The 24,775-nt window shown below is 33.8% G+C and carries 21 protein-coding genes; 11 read left to right on the top strand and 10 right to left on the bottom strand.

What is annotated here, in order from left to right; genetic code table 11:
- Window positions 1-13: 13 nt before the first annotated feature.
- The 3 genes from H3T54_RS00200 to mfd form a co-directional block, all read right to left on the bottom strand.
- Entirely contained in the window at window positions 14-1,399 is a 1,386-nt protein-coding gene (locus H3T54_RS00200) for a YdgA family protein (RefSeq protein ID WP_198220322.1), read from the bottom strand.
- 94 nt (window positions 1,400-1,493) lie between these two features.
- A complete protein-coding gene (locus H3T54_RS00195; protein WP_198220321.1) occupies window positions 1,494-3,020 on the bottom strand; it encodes a DUF945 family protein in 1,527 nt (508 codons plus the stop codon).
- A 32-nt stretch (window positions 3,021-3,052) separates the two neighbouring features.
- Window positions 3,053-6,514 (bottom strand): transcription-repair coupling factor, encoded by a 3,462-nt coding sequence (gene mfd / locus H3T54_RS00190; protein WP_198220320.1) that lies wholly within the window; start codon window positions 6,512-6,514, stop codon window positions 3,053-3,055.
- 159 nt (window positions 6,515-6,673) lie between these two features.
- Between mfd and lolC the strand changes: the two genes are divergently transcribed.
- The 3 genes from lolC to lolE are packed head-to-tail and all read left to right on the top strand — an operon-like array spanning window position 6,674 to window position 9,826.
- Window positions 6,674-7,876: a lipoprotein-releasing ABC transporter permease subunit LolC gene (gene lolC, locus H3T54_RS00185; RefSeq protein ID WP_198221110.1), complete on the top strand. Its 1,203-nt coding sequence runs from the start codon at window positions 6,674-6,676 to the stop codon at window positions 7,874-7,876.
- Window positions 7,869-8,567, top strand: a complete 699-nt coding sequence (gene lolD, locus H3T54_RS00180; protein ID WP_110447785.1) for a lipoprotein-releasing ABC transporter ATP-binding protein LolD — start codon at window positions 7,869-7,871, stop codon at window positions 8,565-8,567. Before lolC ends, lolD begins: the two co-directional genes overlap by 8 nt.
- A gap of 20 nt (window positions 8,568-8,587) precedes the next feature.
- Window positions 8,588-9,826 (top strand): lipoprotein-releasing ABC transporter permease subunit LolE, encoded by a 1,239-nt coding sequence (gene lolE, locus H3T54_RS00175; RefSeq protein WP_110447786.1) that lies wholly within the window; start codon window positions 8,588-8,590, stop codon window positions 9,824-9,826.
- A gap of 48 nt (window positions 9,827-9,874) precedes the next feature.
- On the opposite strand, the gene H3T54_RS00170 is transcribed toward lolE, so the two are convergent.
- Together H3T54_RS00170 and H3T54_RS00165 are read right to left on the bottom strand one after the other, a co-directional pair.
- Complete coding sequence (locus H3T54_RS00170; protein WP_110447787.1) at window positions 9,875-10,603, bottom strand: rhomboid family intramembrane serine protease; 729 nt, start codon at window positions 10,601-10,603, stop codon at window positions 9,875-9,877.
- A 47-nt stretch (window positions 10,604-10,650) separates the two neighbouring features.
- Complete coding sequence (locus tag H3T54_RS00165; protein ID WP_198220319.1) at window positions 10,651-11,145, bottom strand: GNAT family N-acetyltransferase; 495 nt, start codon at window positions 11,143-11,145, stop codon at window positions 10,651-10,653.
- Between the two features lie 571 nt (window positions 11,146-11,716).
- On the opposite strand from H3T54_RS00165, the gene H3T54_RS00160 reads away from it, so the two are divergent.
- Both H3T54_RS00160 and H3T54_RS00155 read left to right on the top strand, forming a co-directional pair.
- Window positions 11,717-13,003 (top strand): hypothetical protein, encoded by a 1,287-nt coding sequence (locus H3T54_RS00160; protein WP_198220318.1) that lies wholly within the window; start codon window positions 11,717-11,719, stop codon window positions 13,001-13,003.
- A 151-nt stretch (window positions 13,004-13,154) separates the two neighbouring features.
- Complete coding sequence (locus H3T54_RS00155) at window positions 13,155-13,688, top strand: hypothetical protein (protein ID WP_198220317.1); 534 nt, start codon at window positions 13,155-13,157, stop codon at window positions 13,686-13,688.
- A gap of 73 nt (window positions 13,689-13,761) precedes the next feature.
- On the opposite strand, the gene H3T54_RS00150 is transcribed toward H3T54_RS00155, so the two are convergent.
- Window positions 13,762-14,667 carry a LysR family transcriptional regulator gene (locus H3T54_RS00150; protein ID WP_198220316.1) on the bottom strand — a complete coding sequence of 302 codons (906 nt, stop codon included), beginning with the start codon at window positions 14,665-14,667 and terminating at the stop codon, window positions 13,762-13,764.
- A 225-nt stretch (window positions 14,668-14,892) separates the two neighbouring features.
- On the opposite strand from H3T54_RS00150, the gene H3T54_RS00145 reads away from it, so the two are divergent.
- The 3 genes from H3T54_RS00145 (at window position 14,893) to H3T54_RS00135 (ending at window position 17,764) form a co-directional block, all read left to right on the top strand.
- A complete protein-coding gene (locus tag H3T54_RS00145) occupies window positions 14,893-16,095 on the top strand; it encodes an MFS transporter (RefSeq protein WP_198220315.1) in 1,203 nt (400 codons plus the stop codon).
- A gap of 33 nt (window positions 16,096-16,128) precedes the next feature.
- On the top strand, window positions 16,129-16,920 hold the full coding sequence (locus H3T54_RS00140; protein WP_198199991.1) for a hypothetical protein: 792 nt from the start codon (window positions 16,129-16,131) through the stop codon (window positions 16,918-16,920).
- Between the two features lie 193 nt (window positions 16,921-17,113).
- Window positions 17,114-17,764 (top strand): hypothetical protein, encoded by a 651-nt coding sequence (locus H3T54_RS00135; RefSeq protein ID WP_110447795.1) that lies wholly within the window; start codon window positions 17,114-17,116, stop codon window positions 17,762-17,764.
- Between the two features lie 322 nt (window positions 17,765-18,086).
- On the opposite strand, the gene H3T54_RS00130 is transcribed toward H3T54_RS00135, so the two are convergent.
- The gene (locus tag H3T54_RS00130) at window positions 18,087-18,668 is read right to left on the bottom strand and encodes a YigZ family protein (RefSeq protein ID WP_110447796.1); all 582 of its coding nucleotides are present in this window, start codon (window positions 18,666-18,668) and stop codon (window positions 18,087-18,089) included.
- A 60-nt stretch (window positions 18,669-18,728) separates the two neighbouring features.
- On the opposite strand from H3T54_RS00130, the gene nfi reads away from it, so the two are divergent.
- Both nfi and H3T54_RS00120 read left to right on the top strand, forming a co-directional pair.
- Window positions 18,729-19,394 carry a deoxyribonuclease V gene (nfi, locus tag H3T54_RS00125; protein WP_198221108.1) on the top strand — a complete coding sequence of 222 codons (666 nt, stop codon included), beginning with the start codon at window positions 18,729-18,731 and terminating at the stop codon, window positions 19,392-19,394.
- Window positions 19,384-20,130: a tRNA1(Val) (adenine(37)-N6)-methyltransferase gene (locus tag H3T54_RS00120; RefSeq protein WP_198220314.1), complete on the top strand. Its 747-nt coding sequence runs from the start codon at window positions 19,384-19,386 to the stop codon at window positions 20,128-20,130. The genes nfi and H3T54_RS00120 overlap by 11 nt, the downstream gene beginning before the upstream one ends.
- A 15-nt stretch (window positions 20,131-20,145) precedes the next feature.
- On the opposite strand, the gene H3T54_RS00115 is transcribed toward H3T54_RS00120, so the two are convergent.
- The 3 genes from H3T54_RS00115 to apt form a co-directional block, all read right to left on the bottom strand.
- A complete protein-coding gene (locus tag H3T54_RS00115; protein WP_110447799.1) occupies window positions 20,146-21,555 on the bottom strand; it encodes a basic amino acid/polyamine antiporter in 1,410 nt (469 codons plus the stop codon).
- A gap of 44 nt (window positions 21,556-21,599) precedes the next feature.
- The gene (gene ddaH / locus H3T54_RS00110; protein WP_198220313.1) at window positions 21,600-22,370 is read right to left on the bottom strand and encodes a dimethylargininase; all 771 of its coding nucleotides are present in this window, start codon (window positions 22,368-22,370) and stop codon (window positions 21,600-21,602) included.
- Window positions 22,371-22,612: 242 nt separating this feature from the next.
- On the bottom strand, window positions 22,613-23,158 hold the full coding sequence (gene apt, locus H3T54_RS00105; RefSeq protein WP_110447801.1) for an adenine phosphoribosyltransferase: 546 nt from the start codon (window positions 23,156-23,158) through the stop codon (window positions 22,613-22,615).
- Window positions 23,159-23,428: 270 nt separating this feature from the next.
- Between apt and H3T54_RS00100 the strand changes: the two genes are divergently transcribed.
- Window positions 23,429-24,775 (top strand): VWA domain-containing protein, encoded by a 1,347-nt coding sequence (locus H3T54_RS00100; protein WP_198220312.1) that lies wholly within the window; start codon window positions 23,429-23,431, stop codon window positions 24,773-24,775.

Below are 24,775 nucleotides of genomic sequence, written 5' to 3'. Positions count from 1 at the left end.
GGAATTTTTTAGATTAGAAGTTTAAATTGTTTAGAAATTCTTGTTTGCTAATTTTATTGCCATTGATAGTCACTTGATCGTTTGATTTTAAGTAATCAAGTTCGCTAAATATACCAGAGGTATTACCTTTTTTAAAGGTGACTAATGGCGATCTGCTCAGTGCCATTTGTGTCATTAATTGTAAATTATTGCTTGCTCTTTGTAGCTGATTATCGGTTATTTGTTCTGACTCAGGAGCTTCTATTTGTGACATAAATCTCGCTATTACAGCAAATGGTGCTTCAAGATTTATTGAAAGTTGGTTAATTTTGTCAATGTCTCTATCATAAATTGTCATTTGGTTAAGGTTAGCAATATCAACTAATGCACTAAAATTGAAATCACCAGAAGCATTGTGCCAATGAAATTTTTTAATGTCTATTTTAGTATTGGTGATGTTTGAGTTATTAGCTGAATCTAATAACCAAGATATTTGCTCAAAATTGTCAAAAAATGATTTATCTAACCCTTGAACATTAAGTTCAAAAGTACCATTTCCCATTTGTTGCTTGCCGTAATTAAAAGCATCAATTGCAATATCCATGTTACCTTCAAGGCCAGTTGTTTTATTGGTAAATTTATAGTCCATTGCAAAATTTTTAAGCGCAATTGTTGGTTTATCGGTATTAGCCTTTAAATTAACAAATAAATCATCAGCACTATTTTGTGCTTCGAAGAAATAATTTTTATAATCAATTTTATTATCAACTTTTAAATTTTTTAGTTTAATCTCATCACCATCGTGTCTTTTATAATTTAAATTATCAATAACCAATGAAAAAGAAGGTGTTTCAAATCCTAGGTTACCAGACACACTATAATCAATTTGGCCTAGTTCGAGTTTACCTTCAAGAAATTGATAATTAGGATCTTGATCACTCAAAACAATCGGTTGTGTTGTCAGGTTAATGGTTAGATTATCAGAATAAGATAAATTGATATGTCCTTTTGCAAATGGTTTGTTACCAGCAAGTTTCCATAAAATTGGGTTAGATTTTTCTGTACCTTGATACTTAAGCCAAGCCATTTGTGGCGAAAAAGTACCTTGTTTCAAGGCGGCTAGCGGGAATGGTCCATGATGGATGATAACATCTTCATCATATAGCGTGATAGTCGAGGATGCACTTGCAGATTCAGCGATAATTTTTATATGTGTTTTAGTTGAAAAAATACCCTTTTCATCATTGGAATGGGTGATTTGTACTTCAACATCATTTTGTAAACTATTAACTTGTTTTGTTAGATGTTTTAATGTGTTATCTAATTCAGCTTCAATTACATTGCCTGTATGCCAAGCTATACCAACATAACCAAGGCCTAATATTGCAATAACGCCAATAGCCAGTGTACTTTTCTTCATGTTTACTCTCTCAATTTTTCTACTTTTAATTATTTTTTAATATAACTTACTTTCATGATTTTTGATTAAAAAATGATGTATCGCCTTTTATTGATTATTCGAAAAGATCTAAAACCTCACTTTTGTTATAAATTTGACCATTAATATTAGCCTCGTTACTGTCTTTAAGTATATCAATATCGATAAATAAACCTTGTTCTTCACCTTTGCTAAATTTAAATATCGCAGAATCATCGAACATATATACCAAGTTTTTTTGGACCGTTTTTTTCGATTCGTTAAACTGTTCCTCAGTGAGAGCACTATGGTGAGGATCATTATATTGGGCATAGCTGTAGGCAATTACATTAAGGGGGGCATTAACATGTAATGAAAAATTATTAATGTTATCTAAAGGATTATCTAGCATATAAATGTCATAAGGTTTTGCGATATCAAGTAATCCTTTAATATTGACATCACCTTTTTTATTACGCCAGTTTAAATTTTTAAGCTCAAATTTACTGTTAATGGGTTGATCATAGTGAGTTTCTTCATCGATAAATTCTTCGCCAAATATCTCTTTATCTAAACCTTGATAATCAATATCTATTTCTGCTTTACCTAAATTTTGTTGTCCATATAAGATTGAATCAACACTGCTAATGAATGAGCCATTAAGAACTCGAGTATCACTTAAATCAGTTTTTTGTTTGATAGATAGTTTGTTTAATATGATGAAGGGTCGTTCATCATCTGACTCAGGAATTAAGGTAAATTTATCAAGATTAGCATTTAAGGTAATATTTTGATTGATGGAATCAATAGTTCCACTTGCCTTTAAATTCTCGATTGAAAAGGTGTCATTATCAGTTTCGGCATAGTCATAATCATCTAGATAATAAAAATAAATATCTCTTAAATTTGTTTTTAAAGAATCTAAATGCAAATTATAACCAATCATAGTTGACTGTTTTTCGCCATCAAGATCAATGTGAAGCTTATCTAACGTAAGATAGTAAACGGTTTTTTGAGTATGAAATTTATCTAAATCTAGTGTTATCGAAGGGATAGCTGAGTCCATATTACTAATAAATGTAAAACTACCTTTGCCTAATTGGTATTCAAATTTAACATTATCTTCAGTTTCTCTATAATGACTGATTTCCTTGCTAAAAAGCTTTACAATCATATTTTCACTATAATCCAAACTAATATAGCCGGTAATAAAGGGTTGATTATCATTAGTCTTCCATGCGGAAGGATTGGATTCTTTGCTAGTTTCAAATTCCACCCAAGCCATTTGTGGTGAAAAAATACCTTGCTTTAAAGCGGCAAGTGGGAAAGGGCCATGATGAATAGTGAAATCCTTATCAGCTAGTTTAAATACCTCAGCAAAACTACCATCTTTAGAGGATAAGGTCATATTAATATGGGTTTTGGTTGAAAATAGCTGTTTTTTATCATTAGAATGGCTGATGTTAATTTTAAATATATTTTGGCTATTATTAAATTGCTCAGTAGCTAGTGTTAACGATTTATCTAAATCATTTTCAATCACGTTACCAGTATGCCAGGCAATACCAACATAACTTAAACCTAATACAGCAATAACGCCTAAAGCCAGTGTCTTCTTTTTCATTTTTACTCTTTATATTCTGTTATATTTTTTAGCTAGTTTTCTTGATGCTCGGCAAAATCCGCTAATAAATTTTTAATATAATCAATACGATCTACTCGCTGTAAATCAGATTTAAGCAATTTTAATCGATTTGTACCTTCTAGGCGATAATTTTTTGGCGATTTTTGAATCGTTTCGATTAAATAATCTATTGAAATTTTGTTGTTAGAACCAAATTCTATAAAGCCGCCTTTTTCACCATATTCAATTTTTGTAATGCCCAATTTACTTGCTTGATAGCGGATTTTAGTTGTTTTTAATAAAAATAGCACCGGATCGGGTAATTGACCAAAACGATCGCGCATTTCAACTTGTATATCGGTGAGTTCATCTAGGTTTTCAATACTCGCAATTCGTTTATATAGTGATAATCGGGTATTAACGTCTGGGATAAAATCATCCGGAATTAGGGTTGGTAATCGTAATTCAACTTCAGTTTGTTGATTATTAAGTAGTGATTCGAGGGTTGGCTCTTTACCTTCTTTAAGCGATTTAACTGCATCATCAAGTAATTCAATGTAAAGATTAAAACCTATTGTTTCAATTTGACCACTTTGATCACTACCGAGTAATTCACCGGCACCTCGTATTTCAAGATCATGGGTGGCTAAAGCAAACCCAGCACCTAAATCTTCTAAAGTAGCAATAGCATCAAGGCGTTTTTTAGCATCTTTAGTTAATAATTTTGGATGTGGCGTTAATAAATAAGCGTAAGCTTGGTGATATGAACGCCCAACTCGACCTCGTAATTGGTGTAACTGAGCAAGACCAAATTTATCAGCACGATCGATAATAATGGTATTGGCATTGGGAATGTCAATTCCAGTTTCGACAATAGTGGTACACACTAATAAATTGAATCGTTGGTGATGAAAATCATTCATAACTCGCTCAAGATCACGTTCATGCATCTGACCATGACCTATAGCAACACGAGCTTCAGGCACGAGTTCAGATAGTTTTTCGGCCACTTTTTCAATATCCGAGACATCATTGTGTAGATAATAAATCTGACCTCCACGCAAAATTTCTCGTAGAATTGCTTCACGAATGACTAAATCATCAGATTCTCGAACAAAGGTCTTTACAGCTAATCGACGCGCAGGCGGTGTGGCAATAATTGATAAATCACGCATACCACTCATTGCCATATTTAGGGTACGTGGAATAGGGGTGGCGGTCAAAGTGAGTATATCGATATTGGCTCGCATTGCTTTGATTCGTTCTTTTTGACGAACACCAAAGCGATGTTCTTCATCAACAATTAATAAGCCTAAATCTTTCCATTTTACATCTTCTTGTAATAATTTATGGGTACCGATGACGATATCGATTTTACCTTCAGCAAGTTCTTGAATAATGGCTTGCTGTTGTTTAGCGGTTTTGAATCGAGACAAACTTTCGATACGGATTGGCCAATTGGCAAATCTATCACAAAAACTTTCATAATGTTGCTGGGCCAGTAATGTAGTCGGTACTAATACGGCGGTCTGCTTATGGTTGATCACAGCTAAGAATGCGGCACGAATAGCCACTTCAGTTTTACCAAAACCAACATCACCACAGACTAATCGATCCATTGCGTAAGGTGAGCACATATCGCCAATAACCGCACCAATGGCATTTTGTTGGTCGTCGGTTTCTTGATACGGGAAAGATTGGCAAAACAGCTCGTATTGTTCACGATCTTGTTTAAATTCAAAACCGGGTTTACTTTCTCGTTCAGCATAAATATCAAGTAATTCAGCGGCAACATCACGTACTTTTTCGGCTGCCTTTTGTCTTGCCTTACTCCAGGCATCAGTGCCTAACTTGTTTAGTGGGGCATTATCTTCATCACCGCCAGAATAACGGCTAATTAAATTTAGTGATGAAACAGGAACATAGAGCTTAGTATCATTTGCATAGAGCAGTATAAGGTATTCGGCAGTGATACCACCAGTTTCTAATGTCGTTAAACCCGCATAACGACCAACACCATGCTCTAAATGTACCACTGGTTTACCGGGTGTTAATTCGGCTAAGCTACGAATTAAACTATCGGTATTGATTGCCTGTTTGCTCTCTTTTTTTCGACGAATAACCCGACGACCTAATAGTTCGTTTTCAGTGATAAAGGCGAAATTTTGTTGCTGATCGATAAAACCTTGTTCACTAGCACCTATCATTAAAAAGTAGCGATTTTCGGCATTGGCTAATTGATCAAGTTGTGAGATGGATGTCGGATGTATTCGCATTCGACCTAAGATTTCTTGCAATGCATCTTTACGGCCTTCCGATTCAACAGAAAAGATAATTTTACCTTGGAAATCTTGAGTAAATTGCTCAAAATGTAAATAAGGTTGTTTTTGCTGAATTTGGATCGCAATCTCTGGCAATAAACTAAACGGTAAATTAATGCTTTTGTTCGAATCAATAATTTCAGCATGTGATACTGTGATTCGAGGGTATTGTTTAAAATGGGCAAAGATTTCATCGGTTTTTGACCAAATTACCGCTGGCGTTAACAATGGTCGCATCGGATCGACTTTGCGACTTTCATAACGTTGGGTAATATCTTGCCAATATTTATTAGCAAATTGTTCAATATTGGCTGTGTTAATGATCAACGAATTGGATAAAAAGTAAGAAAATAACGGAGTAAGTGGTTCGTTAAAAAATAGTGCCTGCCAATATTCGATACCTGTAGGTAAAATATTTTTACTGACTTGCTGATAGATACTTTCAGGATCGAGTCTCACTTCAAATTGCTCACGCCATTGACTACGAAATAATTCGATGGATGTTTTATCAAATGGAAACTCATGGGCTGGAAGAAGTTGAATTTCATTAATTTCATCGAGTGTTCTCTGACTTTCAACATCAAAAGTGCGAATACTATCAATTTCGTCATCAAAAAAGTCGATACGATATGGCTTCTCACTGCCCATTGGGTAGATATCAAATAGCGCACCGCGAGTAGCATATTCGCCATGCTCCATAACTTGACTGACTGAACGATAACCGGCATTTTCAAGTTGTAACCTCAGATTTTCACGACTTATGGCTAAGCCTTTCTTCATCATAAATACATGCCCACCTAAGTAGTTTTGTGGACACACTTTTTGCATAAGAGTATTAATTGGTAGGATTAAGGCACCCTTAGTTAAATGGCCTAGCTGATAAAGACAAGATAGTCGCTCGGAGACAATATCTTGATGCGGCGAAAAACTATCATAAGGTAGTGTTTCCCAATCGGGAAAAAAAATCGATGGGAAAGTTGAAAATTGTTTCAACTCTTCATGAAGACGAGTTGTTTGTTGCATGTCATCTGTAACAATCACCACTAAACCATCGTGCGCAGCAATAGCCTGTGCACAAAATTGGGATAAGGAAGAACCAACAAGTTGACCGACTTGTTTTACTTCACCTGATTTTTTAGGAATGATGTTAGAAATATTGTATGTTTTTGACATGTTAGAGTAATAGATAATTGCGACAAAGTTAGCCTAAGATTATAACGTAATTATATGGTTGTTTTCTATAACTGTTTAATCCTGTATGATAAGCAGTTAAAATTTAACTGGTTAAACTTTATTGAAAACTTTAGGTACTTTATAACTATTATGTCAAAAATATTTCGTCCATTAGTATTTTATATAGGTTTACGCTATGTATACGGGCAAAAAACCGATGGGTTTGGTCGCTTTGTTTCTTGGTTATCTATGATTGGCATTATGCTCGGTTCTATCGGTTTGATTGTGGTTTTGTCGGTAATGAATGGATTGGAAGATCAGATGCAAAATAGTATCTTAAAGTTTTTCCCCCAAGCGCAAATTACTTCAAAAACCGGAAGAATCGATACAACTGTCATTCATTCGAAACAATTTGAAAATATCCCAGGAGTTGAACGAATTACGCCAATAATTACCGGTGATGTGGTATTACAAAGTCAGCAAAGTATTACGGTTAGTACCTTAATGGGTATCACCGCAGAGGATCATGATCCAATAGAAAATTATGTTTATACAGGTTCAATCGATTCATTACAAGCAGGTAGCTATAATGTGATACTGGGACAGACATTGGCTAATCAACTCGGTGTTTTGGTTGGTGACAAAATTCGCTTAATGGTCACCGATGCTAGCCAGATAACGCCAGTTGGACGCATTCCTTCACAACGTTTATTTACTATAAGTGGTTTATTTTCGGTCAATCATGATATTAACCAAGCGTTAATCTATATCAATCAATCTGATGCCAAAAATTTATTACGGTATCCAGCGAATAATATTAGTGGCTGGCGATTATTTTTAACACATCCACTGGAAATCGCATCAGTAACTAACTGTTCGTTACCCGATGATTTAGTTTTTACTGATTGGCGAGCTAAACGTGGTGAATTGTTTCAAGCAATCAAGATGGAAAAAAATGTAATGGGCTTATTAATTAGTTTGATTGTGATTGTGGCAGCTTTTAACATTATTACTTCATTAAGTTTGTTGGTTATGGAAAAACAAGGGGAAGTCGCGATTTTAAAAACGCAAGGCTTGTCACGTTTTAAAATTATGCTGATTTTTATTATTCAAGGTGCGAGTTCTGGTGTCATTGGTACCTTACTCGGTAGTGCCATAGGGCTGTTACTTGCTTCATATCTCAATGAACTGATGTCAGTGCTTGGATTATCCTTTGCTGGTATTGAATTGCCTAGTTTGGTTGAGCCTTCACAGATAGTATTTATTATTTTCGGATTACTTATGTTATCACTAATTTCCACACTTTATCCTGCGTATCGTGCAGCCAATATTCAACCAGCGGAGGCTTTACGTTATGAATAATTTACAGCCACTTCTTTCAGCTAAAAATCTTTATAAAACCTATAAAGAAGGCAAAATGGTTACTGAAGTACTAAAAAATGTTTCATTTGATATTTATCCGCAATCATTACTCGCTATTATTGGTAGCTCAGGATCAGGAAAAAGTACTTTATTGCATCTATTAGGTGGATTAGACAAACCAACTTCAGGTGAAATTATATTTAAATCACAACAGCTTAATCGGTTATCAGAACAAGAAAAAGCACATTTACGTAATCAAGAAATTGGTTTCGTATATCAGTTTCATCATCTACTTCCTGACTTTACCGCATTGGAAAATGTGGCGATGCCGTTATTAATTGCCGGTACTTCACCAAATGAGGCTAAAAAACGGGCTATGGCAATGTTAGAGTCGGTTAATTTAGTTAAACGAGCTAATCACCGCCCAGCAGAGTTATCTGGTGGTGAACGTCAACGAGTGGCAATAGGCAGGGCTTTAATTAATAATCCTGCTTTAGTGATGGCCGATGAACCTACTGGTAACTTAGATAAATCGACCGCTGACGCCATTTTTGATCTGTTAATTAAACTTAATCGAGAACATGGTACGGCATTTTTAGTTGTTACCCATGATTTAGTTTTAGCGAATAAACTTGATCAACAATTGATTATGAGTGATGGCCAGTTGTCTACCAGTAATTCTGTGAAATAAAGCTGAACGGATAATTAAATATGAATTTATCATTAATTACAGCCATTAAATTTCGTAAAGGTCGCCGTAAAAGTGGCATGGTTTCGTTGATATCAATTATTTCAACCTTGAGCATTGCTATTGGTATTGCTGCATTGATTATTGGTTTAAGCGCTATGAATGGTTTTGAACGAGAACTCAACGATCGGGTGTTATCGGTAGTACCTCATGGTCAAATTTATTCACAATATGGCAACTTAGATAATTGGCAGCATGTTCAAACCGAGTTACAAGAGAACAAAAATATCTTATCGGTGACACCTTATGTTAGTTTTACCGGATTGATTGAAAATGGTAGTAAGCTTGGTGCTGTTGAAGTACAAGGATTTGATCCAGAACTAGAACAGAAAATCAGTTCATTACCCAACTATGTCCTTAATAATAGATGGCAAGATTTTAAGGCTGACAGCCAGCAAATCATTTTAGGAGCAGGATTAGCTAAATCATTAGCGGTTAATGAAGGGCAGTGGGTTACCTTACTTATTCCTGTATCAAACAATCCTGAGCAACTTAAGCCCCCTCGGCGTGTTCGTTTGCAAGTACACGGTATTTTAGATCTAAGTGGTACGTTAAGTAACAATGTTGCTTTATTGCCATTAGCTGATTCACAACAGTTACTTGCTATTGGTGACAGTGTCACGGGGTTGATGATTAATGTTGATAATGTCTATCAAGCTAGTGCTATTATTGGTCATGCAACATTAAATCTTGAAGAAGATCTTAGTTTTAATAGTTGGGAACATACCTTTGGCTTCATGTATCGTGATATTCAAATGATTAGACAAATTATGTATTTAGCGATGATTGTGGTTATTGGTGTGGCTTGCTTCAATATTGTGTCGACGTTGGTTATTGCAGTAAAAGATAAACAACGTGATATTGCTATCCTTAAAACACTTGGGGCGACTAATCGCTTAATAAAACGTATTTTTATTTGGTATGGTGTACTTTCAGGATTAATTGGTAGTGTGATTGGTGTATTGCTTGGATCTATATTGGCATGGCAACTTTCTAATATTATGGCAGCGGTTGAATCAATGATGGGACATAAGTTTTTAAACAGTAATATCTATTTTGTTGATTTTTTACCATCAGAAATTCATCTTTTGGATGTCATCATGGTATTTATTACGGCCATGCTGCTAAGTTTGATTGCCAGTTATTATCCAGCGCAAAGAGCTTGTAAAATCGATCCGGCTCGCGTGCTAAGTAGCTATTAATGATAATAAAACATAAACAAGGCGCAATATCTGATTTGCGCCTTATTTTTAATAATATTGATAGCCACTTATCAATTGATAATGCTGATAACCCCAATATAAAAGTAAAGATGACATTATTAATATCGTGATAATTAATAGTGTGCAGATCTGTTTTTGATAGCGGAATTTTTCTAAACAAACACTAATTAGTCCGCCTAAAATAAGGCCAGTGATAGCTCCACCAATATGTGCCATATTATCAATAGAAGGTAGCAATCCTAACCCAAAGGTCAGTAATAAACTGACTACGATTGATTTGATTGGCATCTCTTGTAAGTCAGTACGATTAATTAAACAATACGCAAGTAATGCCGTAATAATTCCTAAAATTGCACCTGATGCGCCACAACTAATGACATTATGATTAATAGTGGCAACATCACTGGCTAAACTACCAAATAATCCTGATAATAGATAAATGCCAATAAAGGCTAATGGTGGTAGCAAGCGTTCTAGAATAATGCCAATACTCCACAATGCTAACATATTCATAGCAAGATGGGTTAAGCTAACATGCATAAAAATATTAGTAAATAAGCGCCAATATTGACCTGAGAAAGTTAACTGAGCAACATCAGCCCCCCAATCAATCAGGAATCTATTTTGACTAAATGTTGAGAATCCTCGCTCATCAAGTAGTCGAGAAATAAAAAAACAAGCTATATTAATCAGTATTAAAATACTGGTAATTTTCGCTTGATTATAGAGCGGTTGAACATTTTTTAAGATAGACATATGCTAAAGTTTCCGTTGAAAAACTCACATTAAATTAGATAATTAGTTTAATCAAATCGTTTACCTAAAATAACCAAATCACGTTTAATACCATCAAGTTCAGCAATGTTGGGCAGTAATGCCCATTGTTGATAATGCATTTTTTCGAATAGCTTAATGCTTGGAATATTATGGCCAAAAACATAGCTCAATATAGCGTCAATACCCACTTGTTTGGCAAATGACTCAATTTCTCGAACAGCAGTTTGACCAATTTTTTTGCCTCTAAAATCTTGATGAATATATAGGCTTATCTCAACTGTTTTATCATAAGCTGGACGACCATAAAAAGATGACAAACTGACCCAACCACAAGGTTGATTTTGATATTTGATTAACCAAAGCGGACGTTTTTGCGGATTATGCTGTTCAAACCATGCAATTCGGCTTTCAACCGACACCGGCTGCAAATCGGCCGTTACCTGACGACTGGCAATAGTCGAATTATAAACCTCCACGATAAAAGGTAAATCATCTAAAGTCGCATTAACATAAGTGATCATAGGAATAAAAGAGTTATGGTTAATTGTGCTTCATTGTAATGGCTTTGCTATTAGCAAGCAATATTTGTTAAAATAGATCGAAATATGAAAAATTACAAAATTGTAGCAATAACTTAATCAAAAAAGATTTTCCGTAATGTTTTTATTATTGCTTAATTTTTTCTTAACAAATGTTTACATAAAAAATTATTGCATATCATTAATTTTATATTAATATTCCTTGCACATCTTTAATGATTTTAGTTTGATGTTTATTTAAACTAATAAACATGAAGTTAGATATTTATCTAATTGTTTTAATTGAAAATTAAGCGTAAATTACAGCAGGGACTAGCGAAAATATGTTAAAATGTGGTCTTAATCGGGCATCGGGCATCGGGCATCGGGCATCGGGCATCGGGCATCGGGTTTATTATTAACACAGAAATGTTTTTATATCCATTCAATAAAAAGTGTATCAAATTGTTTACAAAAATCACTTCAACAACATATATCGTTAAATAATTTATTATTCTATTCTTTTAAGCAATTTTCTGTACCAAAGTGGCTTCTTATTTTCTTATATTTATCTATGGTGCCTAATTCTTATGGTTTAAGTAGTTTTACAGTCAATGTTATTCAAGGAAATAGCCCTAAGGTTGTTAATTTAAAAACAGCCTCAGATAAGCTTGGTTTCACGGTAAATGGTGTATTTTATAGTGAATCAACAGGTAATATAAAAGAAGGTGAAATTAAAGAGTTTGACGGTAATTTAGATCTAAATCAATTTATTGTAAAACAATATAATTATCAAACGTTAGACAATAAAATTAATTATCAAGATTTAGACGGTGATGCTATCGATCCAACGCAGCCCTTTTTAATGACGGCAACTGTGTGGCAATGGTTTGATGCTAATGATAATAAAATAACTGCCAAAGATAAAACTGAGTTAACAGACTGTGGAGAAGATTACTCATTTCCATTAAGGTTAGAGATAAGTAATCAAGTGCAAGCACTTTCACAATATGGTCAGCCAAGAAAAAGTGATTTTGTCACAATAAAAAAAGTATACAAAATCTCATTAGCATCGAAGCTTTGTTATGTAAAACCTTATGCGATAGAAAGAAATCCTAGAAATCAATGGTTAAGCTTTGGTAGTAATAATAGATTTATCAGATGGAATGATCCTAATTATACATCCAGAACAGCTGCTGGTGGCGGTTATAATTCAGATTATGTGCCAAATTTAGGGTTTAAAATCAATCCTACTGAATCAGGAGGTAAAAAATTTCCTACAACCGGATTTGAGGGTGCTAAATTTCAGTTGATTTTTACTCGTCCAGTAAGTGATTATACATTTACTATTACAAATAACCCTGGAGAACAAGTAGTCGTCGATGAAAAAGGCTATGTTACTTTAAATGGTAAACCTAGTGGATATGTAACTGTTCGAGCTACATTAAAACAAGATTCAAATGTCAAACATGACTATACTTTTAATCCTACTAGTGTATGGGTAAATCCAGTTAAAGGTTTTTTTGATTGGTGGAAGCCTGCAATCCAAATATGTGGTGAGGATCAATTATTATCATACAAAGAACTAACTAATGCTCCTCAATATAATATGAATGATACTCAAAATACTGCTAATGGTTATACACGAGCAATTGGTGAGGGTCTTTTTCCTGAATGGGGATATACAGTTCGTACATCTTATCCTGACTCTGGTTGGGAGAAAGCCAATGATAGATATTGGACGAAAGATCGTTATTATGGTAGCAATTATGGTAATCATGTTGATGTTAATGCAGGAACAGGGCTAATTGGTGTTGATGCGGAAAGATCGAATGCACCTGGTTATCTTGTTTGCAGATAATTACTGATTGTTATATTAGATTTTTTATGAGCATTATAAGTTTATAATTATAAGATAAATCGTTAGAACTCAAGTTTGAAAAAGAAAGTCGCCCAGTCACCGGCGTGATGACGCGATTAGCGTTATCACGCCGAAAAAAACAGAATAAAAAATGAACATTAAAATTAATGACAAATTAGAAATTAGTCAAAGACAAGGTTTTTTAAGCCTCATTGATGAAGGTTCTTTTTTACGAATTTATAATCAATCGGCTTTTATTGTTACGCAAATATTGCAACATAATTTTAAAATATCAGCACATACGATTGGAAAATTCCAACAATATCATTTTGTTTATTGTGCCTTTCCAAAAAGGAATTTACATTTTCATTTTGAAAATATTCGCAAAACTGCTTGGGGGTATGAATTAACTGGTGAATATGACTTAGTTGATTATGATAATTGGTTTAAGCAGTTTTTTGTTCAAACGCATAAAAATTTAAATAGAAATATCACTGCTCAACAATTAGATTCACATTTAACTTCTGGGCATTTGTTTTCAAATGAGCGAAGCGTAGAAATTGAAGGTAAGCCTATATACCTAAATCCTAAACAAATCATGTTCTTAAGAAATTGGCAACGTGGATATAATAACAATATTGTTATAGAAAACTTTATTGAAAGTTTGCAACGCAAATTACGATAAATACCAATTTATTAAAAAATGAAAATTTTGAGGAAAGGGGGTTTTTGCAATCCTAATGAAGCCATTCTATACATTAACCTCGCTTAAAATAATTTATTATCGCCTGATTAACTGCGGTGATTTTTAAATCTTTACGCCAAATCAGATAAATATTTATTTTTAATCTTTTATCTTGATTTGAGATCAATTTTTTATAGGTAACTCCTTCAACTTTAGCTTGTGCCATTGATTGTGGTAGAAGCATCATTGCTTTACCTAATGCAACCTCTAGCAGCATAGATAAATTATCTGCAAGTTCGGCTCGACGAGATAGTGGATGGGCGAGTTTATTGAATACTTGTTCACATTGATCGTAAAAAAAAGGATTTACTTGTTGTTTAAACCAAAATAATGGTAAATCAGTGACATCATCAAGATTTACTTTGTTTTGTTGACAACATGGATGACTTGCCGGTAATACTAATGTTACTGGTTCTTGATAAATGAGTAATGAGTTTTCACTAAAATCTCTAGTTGGGTAATCGGAGACAATTGCAAAATCAATATTGCCTTTTTGTAGTTCAAGAAGTAGCTCTTTCGAAGTATAGTTATGTTTATATATTTTAGTCTCATCTCTAAATTCTGATAAAAATAATTTAAAGAAAGGAATATAATCAAAAGATAAGGTTTTTGTTGTCCCTACCGTGACCTTTTCAAGAATACTTGTCTTAGTTGCTTTAGTGATAGAGCAAAGATCATTTAATAATTGTGTTACTTTTGATTTTAATATTTCCCCTTCTTTGGTTAATACAACGTTGTGTGAGTTTCGCAAAAATAATGTGCTTTGTAACTTGTCTTCTAAATTTCTAATTTGCATTGAAAGAGGGGGTTGACTAATGCCCAGTTTTTCAGCTGCACCAGTAAAACTGAGTTCTTCACAAACAGCAATAAAATATTGTAATTGTTTAATCGTTGGTAATCTTTTGCTATAGATGTCCATAAATTTTACTATCCCTAATAAACTATTTCGCTGAGTTGTAAGCGTTTATGTCATTTATCTATCTAAATTAGATTATTATTATGAATGAGAACTTTGTTTTTTGCATTTGTTTATATGATTTTTTCTGCGATACGAATTTCGTATAACAAAATATGTATTTCTATATTGCTGTATTGTTAGATAACCTCTCTCAAGTTTAATCAATTAGCAATTGGTATTTTGTTCATGGAATCCATCTCTACAGAAGAGCCAATACAGACAAAACCGCGTTTAGTGCTGTCAGCATTATTAATCGTGCTGTTAGTCGGATCGGTTTATATAAGTCAACTTATCTTTCAAGAGATCTCTCAAACTTATGATATCGATATTTTAGCCGCCAGAAATGTATTCAGCTTATCATGTTTTTTTTATGCTATCTCGTTTTTTATTTATGGCCCTTTATCGGATAAAGTTTCAACCAAGTTGTTAGTTTTGGTTGGCAGTATTGGAACTGTTTGTTGCCTAGAGTTATCTGTGATTGTAGATAGTTTCAATTTATATTTGGTGGTTATGTCATTGATCGGATTTTTTGCTGCAGCGGTTCCGGCAGCATTGTTTGCTTATACAGCTAAAAATACGCCTAATCATAAGTTACCGCAAGCAATGGGTATTATGATTTCAGCTTCAATTATAGGTATTATTTTTAGTCGAAGTTTGGTTGCTATGTTAACTGATTTTTGGTCTTGGCAAGTTGCCTTTGCCATATATGCCGGTTTGATAACGATCGCATGTCTTTTTGTTCCTTTCGCAATAAAACAATCAAGCCATCAATCTTCAACCACCAGTGTAATTGGTACATATTTGACGGCAATTAAAATATTATTTGATAAAACAGTGATAATATTTCTATCTGTTGGTTTTCTACTTTTCTTTGTTTATTTAGGATTATCTTCACTACTCACTTTTTATCTAAAAAGTGCACCTTTTTCTTTATCTGCAACAGTTTTGGGATGGCTTAATTTTGCTGGGCTTAGTGCGATTATTGGCACCATAATTACGAGTAAATTATTACGGGTTATAAATGAACGCTATCTTTTAATCATTTATTTGTTAGCTGTATGTGTAACGGTTGTGACTATTGGTTATAGCTCAAGGTTATATGTTATTGGGTTAGGGATTTTTAGTTTGTTTTTGTTTGTATTTGGTATTCAACCATTAGTTATTGCCATGCTTAATAAAAATGTACCCATTAATTCACGCGGAGCTATTTCATCCTTATATTTACTTTCTTGTTTGGCAGGAGGCAGTATTGGTACCTATTTATTAGGTATCGTTTATCAAAATATGGCTTGGAATGGCGTGATAGCTATTTGTGTCTTATTGACAATTGTTAATCTAGTTTTAGCGTTAGTTGGTATTCAACTTATCAAAAGTAATCATAGAAAATAAAATTGTAGGTATTAATTATTAAGGAGACTCATCATGAAAAAAAGATTGTTACAATTTTCACTATTTATATTTTGTTGTTTTTATGGAGCATTCTGTATGGCTGATTTAACTAAAATTTCTTCAAGCTTTAGTGCACCAACAGGCATTGCGTTTGATAGTAAGGGATTAATGTATGTAACCAATTGGTCAGGTAACTCAGTTACGAGAGTCAAATCAAATGGTGAAACAGAGACTTTTTATTCAGGTATATCTTCACCAGCTGGTATCGTTATTGATGCAGAAGATAATGTTTATGTTTCATCATATGGCGATGATTACATTGTAAAAATTGATAGTAATGGTAAATCAGAAAAAATATCTGATGGTTATCATACTCCTACTGGTATCGCTTTTTCTAATCAAGGTCAATTACTCATTACTAATCGTTCAACTGGTGAGATAGTTTCTCTTGATCTTAAAACTAAGCAAAAAAGCATTATTGCGCGTGGATTGACCACACCAGTTGGTGTAACTCAATTAGCTGATAACAGTTTAGTTGTTTCACAATACAGTGGTCGTTTAACCATGATCAGCCCAAATGGCACTAAAACTGAGCTAGGTTCGGATTTTAATCGCCCAGGTGTTGGTATTGTTACAGTTGCACCAAATGTTGCCGCCGTTATTGATAATGGTGCTGGAATGGTTCGACAAATTGATGTAAAAACTAAAAAAGTATCGACCTTAGTTGGCAATTTATCTGGAGCAGTAGCCTTAGCTTATCATAATGGTAGCTATTATATTGGTACTTGGGGTGACGGTACAGTATATGAATTGAAAGATAAATAAAATTATCTTCAATATTTTAATAAGTTTTACAAAGATATTAGCTAACAATAAATATTAATAGGAGAATTAACTACATAAAATTATAAGGGAATTTCTATATGCGATAGAAAAGTGAAAGAGGTAATTTACAACTAATCGTGATGTTCTATAATAATTCTGTTTATCATTAAAAGAAATCGTATTAGGAATATCAATGAAACAACGAGTAAAAGAACCTTATTATGCTTTCAATCCTAAAGAGGCGCATTTTTTGTTTGAGCGTACAATTAGATTTGAATCACGAGCAGAGCTTTTGGCAAAAATTTCCCGAATAATACATCGTATGTATTTTCCTAAAAAGGCAATAATCACTTTTTTTGCTTTGATTGTTGCCCTTATCCTCGCCATTATAGTAACTTATATAGTTAATTTATTCTCGCCTTCTTTTGCCAACAAAGTTGGAAAGTATTTGACTGTAATTCCATTAATTGACATAGGAATTTTAGTCTATCTTGTAGATCATTATTTAAAAATATATTTAGAAATACGTTCAGTTAAGAAGCTTTATAAAAAAAATCTTGAATGGCCTGTTGAATGTTATTGTGCTTATTTCCAAGAAGGTATCTACATAAAATCGATCGATATGGAAGGTATTTTTTATTGGGACGATTTTATGGCTATGGGTTGTAGCAAGGATGCACTTGTTTTCCATTTTTGTCCGGCAAGAACCCCAAGTGGAAAATTTTTCAAGCAATATTATCCTCGATTAGATAATGTTTATATTTTTATTGATGGTGATGAACAAGTTAGGTCGTTAATAGCTGCTGTAAATAAACATTATAAAGATTTAGTAACGTTTAAATAATCAAAGCGAAGATTTAACTCTCTTTTAGCAAGTTTTTGACCAGTAATATTGAGTTTTACTGGTCAAAAATAGTTGAATTTTACAAGAAAAAGACCAAAAAAATAATTCCAGCTCTTTCTGTCATATTCATCCATTTTGAATCTATCTTTATATTGGTAGGGAACACGATGCAATATCTAATAGGTCACTAAAATCAAGCGGTTTATCCCTATGTGTATAGGGAACACTCTAATTATAACCATTTGTTTTATAATTAAAATACTCAGTCTACAATTTCTACCAATTTTTTTATTATATTTGACTGTGTGTTTATACAGGTATTTTAAGTCTTGATAATCACTCTACCGCGAGTAATATCGCTAATATTTTTTTTGAGTATAGCTAGATTATCTAGTGTGATAGCAATACTGACAGTTACGCCTTCAGCATCAAAATCTTGTTGTTCAATGAGCGCATCCAGTTCTTTTAAACGGTTTTCGATAATTGGCCATTCATTGTAATAGCAGTGAAATTGCAAAGAAATTCTAGCGATAAGTTCAATTAATTCTGCTTGTTGTAAACAATGACTAGCCGAACCACCGTAAGCCCGAATGAGTCCACCTGTACCTAATTTGATACCACCAAAATAACGGGTAACTACCACTACCACCTGATCACAATCTTGACCTTCGATGGCAGATAAAATAGGGCGGCCGGCGGTACTGGTTGGTTCACCATCATCATTAAAGCGATATTGTTGACCAATTTTCCATGCCCAACAATTATGTGTTGCATTTGGATCACTGACGCTGTCGATAAACTCGGCTGCCTGTTGAGCATTAATAATTGGAGCCGCATTGACAATAAAGCGGCTTTTTTTTATCTCTTCGGTTAATTGGCTAGGATTTGTTAATGTATAAGACATACTAATTCTGGTAAAATCGTTTTATTGCAACTCATAATACTCAGCAGAATTGAAATGTCTATCAATTTAGCACAATTAAAACATTCACAACAACAACTAGCCGAACAGGTGAGGCTGGTTGATGAATTTAATCCAGCAATCAAATTAATTGCTGGTACAGATGTTGGTTTTGAGCAAGATGGAACAGTAACTAGAGCTGCGATAGTGACATTGACTTTCCCTGATTTTGATGTGGTTGAGTATCATATTGCTCGATTAGCGACAAGTTTTCCCTATATTCCGGGATATCTATCTTTTCGAGAATACCCAGCATTGTTAAATGCATGGCAACAGCTTAAACATAAACCAGATTTACTATTAGTTGATGGTCAGGGGATAGCGCATCCAAGACGTTTAGGAATTGCTAGTCATCTTGGTTTATTGTTAGATATGCCAACTATAGGTGTCGCAAAAAGCAAATTATGTGGGCAATATCAAGAGCAAGCAAAACAAGCGGGTAATGTAACCCCTTTACTAGATAAACATGAGCAAATTGGTTGGGTATTGCAGAGTAAAAATAATTGTAATCCGTTATTTATTTCAGCAGGACACAAAATTAGTCAAACTAGTGCATTACATTGGGTAAAACAGTGTTTACGAGGTTATCGATTGCCTGAACCAACTCGCTGGGCTGACGCAATTGCATCGAATAAACCATTATTTAGAAAATTTAAGCATGGCAAATAATCAATTACCATTAAAACAAGGTGGATTTACCTTTAGACGTTTTTTTGTTGCTCACGACAAAAGTCCAATGAAGGTGACAACTGATAGTTGTTTATTAGGTGCATGGGTACCAATTAAAGGTGATGTACAACATGTTTTAGATATCGGTACTGGATGTGGCGTAATTGCCTTAATGTTGGCTCAACGTTTAGAACATCAGGCATGTCAAATTGATGCGATTGATATCGATATGCAAGCTATATTGCAATGTCATGAGAATAGCTTAAATGCAGGCTTTAAAAATATTAAGCCATTAAATATCGATGTGAATCAATTTAGGACTACTGAGCGAAGATGTTATGATTTAATTGTCACTAATCCTCCTTATTTTCAGTCTGCTGTAGAGTGTCGTAGTACAGAACGGCAATTAGCCCGTTATACAGAAAGTCTTAACTATCAGCAACTTATTGATGTAGTAAAACGATTATTAAATCCGCAAGGGTTGTTTGGTTTAGTTTTACCTTATCATCTTACTGAGCAATTTAAGCAATTAACTGTGTTAAACCAGTTATATTTGTGTCATGAACTGCAAGTTAAATATACAGCAAATAAAGATTATTCATTAGTACTGATGGCATTTTCATTTAATCAGCATGCTAGTGTTGAACGTCAATCACTGTGTATGCGAGATGAACAAGGGCGTTATTCCCAACAATTTAGACAACTGTTGACCGACTTTTATCTATTTCGTAAATAACGCCTTATTTATTGATTAATGAGGAATGATATAAAAATAAACAATGGCAATAATGGCAAGTACCACTATAGCTATGGCATAAATTTTATCATGTAAATAGCTAAACGCTGATAGTTGTCTTTGCTTTCTGGCATAAAGATAGAATAGTAGTCCAACACTATATAAAATCATCGATAGTAGTAAATATGATACACCGCCAGCATAGATTAACCAAAGTCCATATAGCGAGCCAAATGCACCAATGAAAATGAGATATTTTCTAGGTTGATGTATTGCTAATTTAAACATAAACAGTGCTGAAAGTAGATAGGGGATAAGCACCATAGATGTTGATAATTGAATCAACGTGTTATAACCAGATTCATAAAAATGAGCAAGTATAATTAACAAGCTAATTAAGCTGGTTGTTAACCATAAAGCATTAGCTGGTGTGCTGTTTTTATTAAGTTTACCAAAGCATCTAGGAACAGTATGTTGTTTACCTTGACCGGCTAAAAATAACATTTCTGCAGCTAACATTAACCATGATAATAATCCACCACTTACTGAAACTATCAAACCAATATTAATAAATGTGGCGCCCCAACTACCAACGACATGTTCAATGACTAGTGCCATTGACGGATTTTTCATTTGTGCGAGTTCATGTTGTGGCACAATGCCTAATGAAAGAACGGAAACACAAACTAATAAAAGACTAGTAATGGCAAAACCAAAAAAAGTGGCTCGACTTATACTGATTATATTTTTCGCTCGTGCAGCATAGACAGTAGCACTTTCAATCCCCAAATAAACCCATACAGTATAAAGCATAGTATATTTTACCTGATCAATGATTGAACCTAATTGTGGTGTTCCCCAAAAATCAGTGTTAAAAGTTGAAATTTTAAAGGCTAAAACAACACAAACGATAAATAAACCGATAGGTACAATTTTAGCTAGCGTTACTAGGCAATTAAGTAAAAATGCTTGGTAAATTCCGTTAATGACAAAAAAGTGCATAATCCATAAAAGGATAAGTCCGGCAATAACGGCAGGAATTGTCGTACCATTACCAAAAAATGCAAAACAATCAAAAGAGCCTAATGCACTAAATAAGATAACTAAATAGCTAGTACAAGACATCCAAGCTGATATCCAATAACCCCACGCGGCATTAAAACCGATATAATCCCCAAATCCTTCACGAACATAACCATATAAACCTTCATTAATTTTGTAAAACCTAATAGAAAGATATTGAAATATTCGTGTCAGCATAAACATGCCGAATAATGTTACGGCCCATGCGATAAGTATCGCACCGGCACCGGCACCTTCAGCCATATTTTGTGGTAGGCTAAAAATACCACTACCGACAATACTTCCCACCACCAGTAATGTGAGAGGAAGTATGCCAAGCTTTTTTCTTACTGGTGTATTCATATTGTTTTCTTATTTAGTTTGTTTAATTTTTGTGGTTTTTTAAATTAAAATCGCAATGACATACAGCTTACTCCACCATCGATTTTGCGATATTCTGAAGTATCAACTTCAATGACCTGATAACCGAGTGCTTCAATTTTGGCTTTAGTAATAGGATAACCAGCCGGCATTATCACTCGTTCATTGACCCATATACAGTTAGCTGCATAACTTTCTTGTTCAGGGATTTCAATGATATTGAGATGTTGAAATTCTGGCTTAGTAATAAATTCACCTGCAGCTAATAAGTTATTGTGTTCCAAATAGGCAAGTCCCGTTTTTAAGTGTAATACTTTTTCTAAAGTGACGACCGAACCAGTTAAACCATATTTTTCCAATATTGCAATCATTTGGTTTGCACCTTCTTGATTGGTTCGAGCGGAAAGACCAATGTAAAAGTGATTTTCAACCATCATGATGTCACCCGCTTCTACGGTGCCTGGTGCCTTAATATATTCAACTTTATTTGGATAAAAACGACTAACAGCCTCAGTAATTAGTTCTGTTTCAGCTCGACGAGATTCGGCTCCTGGTCTAGTAATGATTACGCAATGAGGTGTACAAAGGGCAACATCTTCAACAAAAACTGAATCAGGAAATTGTTCGCTAGCTGGTAGGATGGTGATATCGACATCACATTGTTGTAATGCTCGAATGTAGCTGTTATGTTGATCGAGCGCTTTTTGATAGTCAGGTTTGCCTAGATTAGCTGACGTTAAGCCATTAATTAATGATTTCGCCGGTGTTCTAGCAATGATATGACTAAATTTTTTCATCTTATAAATTCCTTGTAATAATTATGCAGTAATTTTGAATAATAATTCATTAAAAAAACAAAATCAAGCTTTTTGATTAGCTTATAGGTTTGTAATATGCATTTTTATGCTATTTTGTTGATCAGAAATATTGAGAGGAATTTATAAATGGTGAGCAACAACAATTAATTGTTTATATTTAAAATAAGCATCGCTAATATGAGATTAGAAGTAGGGCGAATTATCGCCCGATAATATAAAGATTATTCACCAGCAAAATCGACTAACGTATAGCAGTTGATTCCCATAGCGGTTAATTTGGTTTTACCCTGTAAATCAGGTAAATTGATGACAAAAGCGGCATCTTCAGCGATCCCTCCCGCTTTTTGAATTAATTTAGCGGTTGCTGCAACGGTCCCTCCTGTTGCTAGTAAATCGTCAATAATCAATACTCGCTCATTAGGTTTTATGGCATCACAATGCATTTCTAAAGTATCGGTACCATATTCGAGTTGATATTCTTCTCTAAAAACGTGACGCGGTAACTTATTCGGTTTTCTAACAGGTACAAAACCAACACCTAAGGCTAAAGCAAGAGGGGCGGCAAAAATAAAACCACGCGCTTCGGTGCCAACAACTTTATCGATTTTTTTATCTTTATAATGCTCAATTAAAAGATCGATTGATGTTCTGAAGGCGATTGGGTCTTCTAATAAACTGGTAATATCCCGAAATAAAATCCCTTGTTTAGGATAATTAGGTATAGTAATAATACTATTTCTGATAAGTTCAAGTTTTGATTGAGTCATATTAAATGTTCTCTAACTATTCTCTTTAAGAGCAAATAATATTTTATTATATACCTATGCGGTTTTGACTGGCAATAAACAAACAGTTAACACACCGTAAAATCTAGAGATTGGTTAGTTTAAGTACGAATAGAAATATTTTTAAACGATAATTTTATCTCGGTTATGATTTTACTTTTTACAAACTTTTACAATTAAATACATTAATTAGACAGTTTATTTGGCAATTGGTGAATAATTGAATAAACTTTATACAGGAAGGGAAACACTATGAAATTTATTAAAATATTTGCCATGTTGGGGCTTTCTATTTGTAGCTTATTAAGCTATGCAGAACAAAACAGTGGGGTTAAACAAATTCAAGTTCGTTCAGAATTGTCTTCACCAGTTATAATGGAAGGCCATCCAGAAAAAAATTACTTAAAAGTCTCATTATCAGGCCAAAAAATTGATACCAATAAACGCGTTCCTATTAATTTAGCGATTGTTATTGATAAATCAGGTTCAATGGGTGGGGAGCGCATCGAAAAAGCGAGAGAAGCAGCTATTTTTGCGGTTAATTTATTGAACGAAGAAGATACGCTATCTATTGTTGCTTATGATAATGAAGCAAAAGTGATTGTGCCTGCAACCAAAGTAAAAAATAAACAAAAAATTATACAATTAATTAATAAAAATGTTTTTGCCGGTGGAGGAACAGCTTTATTTGCTGGCTTAAGTAAAGGTATTAAGCAAGTTGAAAATCAACTGACAAAAGATAAAGTTAATCGTATTATTTTGCTATCTGATGGTCAGGCTAATGTTGGTCCAAGCTCAGTAAATGAGCTATCTGAATTGGCTATTATTGCCGCGAAAAAGAATATTGCTATTACCACTATGGGGATAGGTTCTGATTATAATGAATTATTAATGTCATCGATCGCAAGTTATAGTGATGGAAATCATGTGTTTGTAAATAATTCTGCCGATCTCGAAAATGTGTTTGTTCACGAATTTACTGATGTAATGTCAACTATTGCTCAAGACGTTGTGATTACTATTCAATTGAAAGATGGTGTTAAACCTGTGCGTTTACTTGGTCGAGATGGCGTGATCAAAGAGAATCAAGTCACGGTTAAAATGAATCAATTGTTTTCAAATCAAGAAAAGTATGTATTGTTAGAAGTGATACCTGATGAAGGTAAAGTGGGTCAAAATAAAACTTTAGCTCAAATTGATTTGAAGTATGATAATTTATTGGTGAATAAGATTGAACATCAAACGCAATCGGTTAACATTGCGTATACCAATAATCAAAAATTGGTCGAGGATTCAATAATCCAAGATGTCTTAGCAGAGTCAGAAATTCAAAAAGTGACAATTGCGAATGAAAAAGCATTAGAGCTCTATGATCAAGGTATGCAAGAGCAAGCAGAAATGATGATTATAGAAAATAGCAGTAGACTTGCATCATTTTCAGACATAATCGTATCACCTTCGTCAAAAGCGAGATTAGATGGCCAAATTGAGAAAAATAATATTATGGCTGATGCCGTTAAAAATCAGAATAGAAATGTTTCTCGTAAAATAATAACTCAACAACAGTTTGAGTCAAAAAGTAATGTAATTAAAAAATAG

It is taken from the genome of Gilliamella sp. B14384G10 (assembly GCF_016101685.1).
GTDB lineage: Bacteria > Pseudomonadota > Gammaproteobacteria > Enterobacterales > Orbaceae > Gilliamella > Gilliamella apis_A.
Note: the sequence above shows the minus strand (reverse complement) of the source record. Positions and strands in the feature narration are given on the sequence as shown.

Coding starts and splice junctions, on each gene's coding strand:
- H3T54_RS00200 (WP_198220322.1), bottom strand. CDS start 1,399: ATGAAGAAAAGTACACTGGCTATTGGCGTTATTGCAATATTAGGCCTT.
- H3T54_RS00195 (WP_198220321.1), bottom strand. CDS start 3,020: ATGAAAAAGAAGACACTGGCTTTAGGCGTTATTGCTGTATTAGGTTTA.
- mfd (WP_198220320.1), bottom strand. CDS start 6,514: ATGTCAAAAACATACAATATTTCTAACATCATTCCTAAAAAATCAGGT.
- lolD (WP_110447785.1), top strand. CDS start 7,869: ATGAATAATTTACAGCCACTTCTTTCAGCTAAAAATCTTTATAAAACC.
- lolE (WP_110447786.1), top strand. CDS start 8,588: ATGAATTTATCATTAATTACAGCCATTAAATTTCGTAAAGGTCGCCGT.
- H3T54_RS00170 (WP_110447787.1), bottom strand. CDS start 10,603: ATGTCTATCTTAAAAAATGTTCAACCGCTCTATAATCAAGCGAAAATT.
- H3T54_RS00165 (WP_198220319.1), bottom strand. CDS start 11,145: ATGATCACTTATGTTAATGCGACTTTAGATGATTTACCTTTTATCGTG.
- H3T54_RS00160 (WP_198220318.1), top strand. CDS start 11,717: ATGGTGCCTAATTCTTATGGTTTAAGTAGTTTTACAGTCAATGTTATT.
- H3T54_RS00155 (WP_198220317.1), top strand. CDS start 13,155: ATGAACATTAAAATTAATGACAAATTAGAAATTAGTCAAAGACAAGGT.
- H3T54_RS00150 (WP_198220316.1), bottom strand. CDS start 14,667: ATGGACATCTATAGCAAAAGATTACCAACGATTAAACAATTACAATAT.
- H3T54_RS00145 (WP_198220315.1), top strand. CDS start 14,893: ATGGAATCCATCTCTACAGAAGAGCCAATACAGACAAAACCGCGTTTA.
- H3T54_RS00140 (WP_198199991.1), top strand. CDS start 16,129: ATGAAAAAAAGATTGTTACAATTTTCACTATTTATATTTTGTTGTTTT.
- H3T54_RS00135 (WP_110447795.1), top strand. CDS start 17,114: ATGAAACAACGAGTAAAAGAACCTTATTATGCTTTCAATCCTAAAGAG.
- H3T54_RS00130 (WP_110447796.1), bottom strand. CDS start 18,668: ATGTCTTATACATTAACAAATCCTAGCCAATTAACCGAAGAGATAAAA.
- H3T54_RS00120 (WP_198220314.1), top strand. CDS start 19,384: ATGGCAAATAATCAATTACCATTAAAACAAGGTGGATTTACCTTTAGA.
- H3T54_RS00115 (WP_110447799.1), bottom strand. CDS start 21,555: ATGAATACACCAGTAAGAAAAAAGCTTGGCATACTTCCTCTCACATTA.
- ddaH (WP_198220313.1), bottom strand. CDS start 22,370: ATGAAAAAATTTAGTCATATCATTGCTAGAACACCGGCGAAATCATTA.
- apt (WP_110447801.1), bottom strand. CDS start 23,158: ATGACTCAATCAAAACTTGAACTTATCAGAAATAGTATTATTACTATA.
- H3T54_RS00100 (WP_198220312.1), top strand. CDS start 23,429: ATGAAATTTATTAAAATATTTGCCATGTTGGGGCTTTCTATTTGTAGC.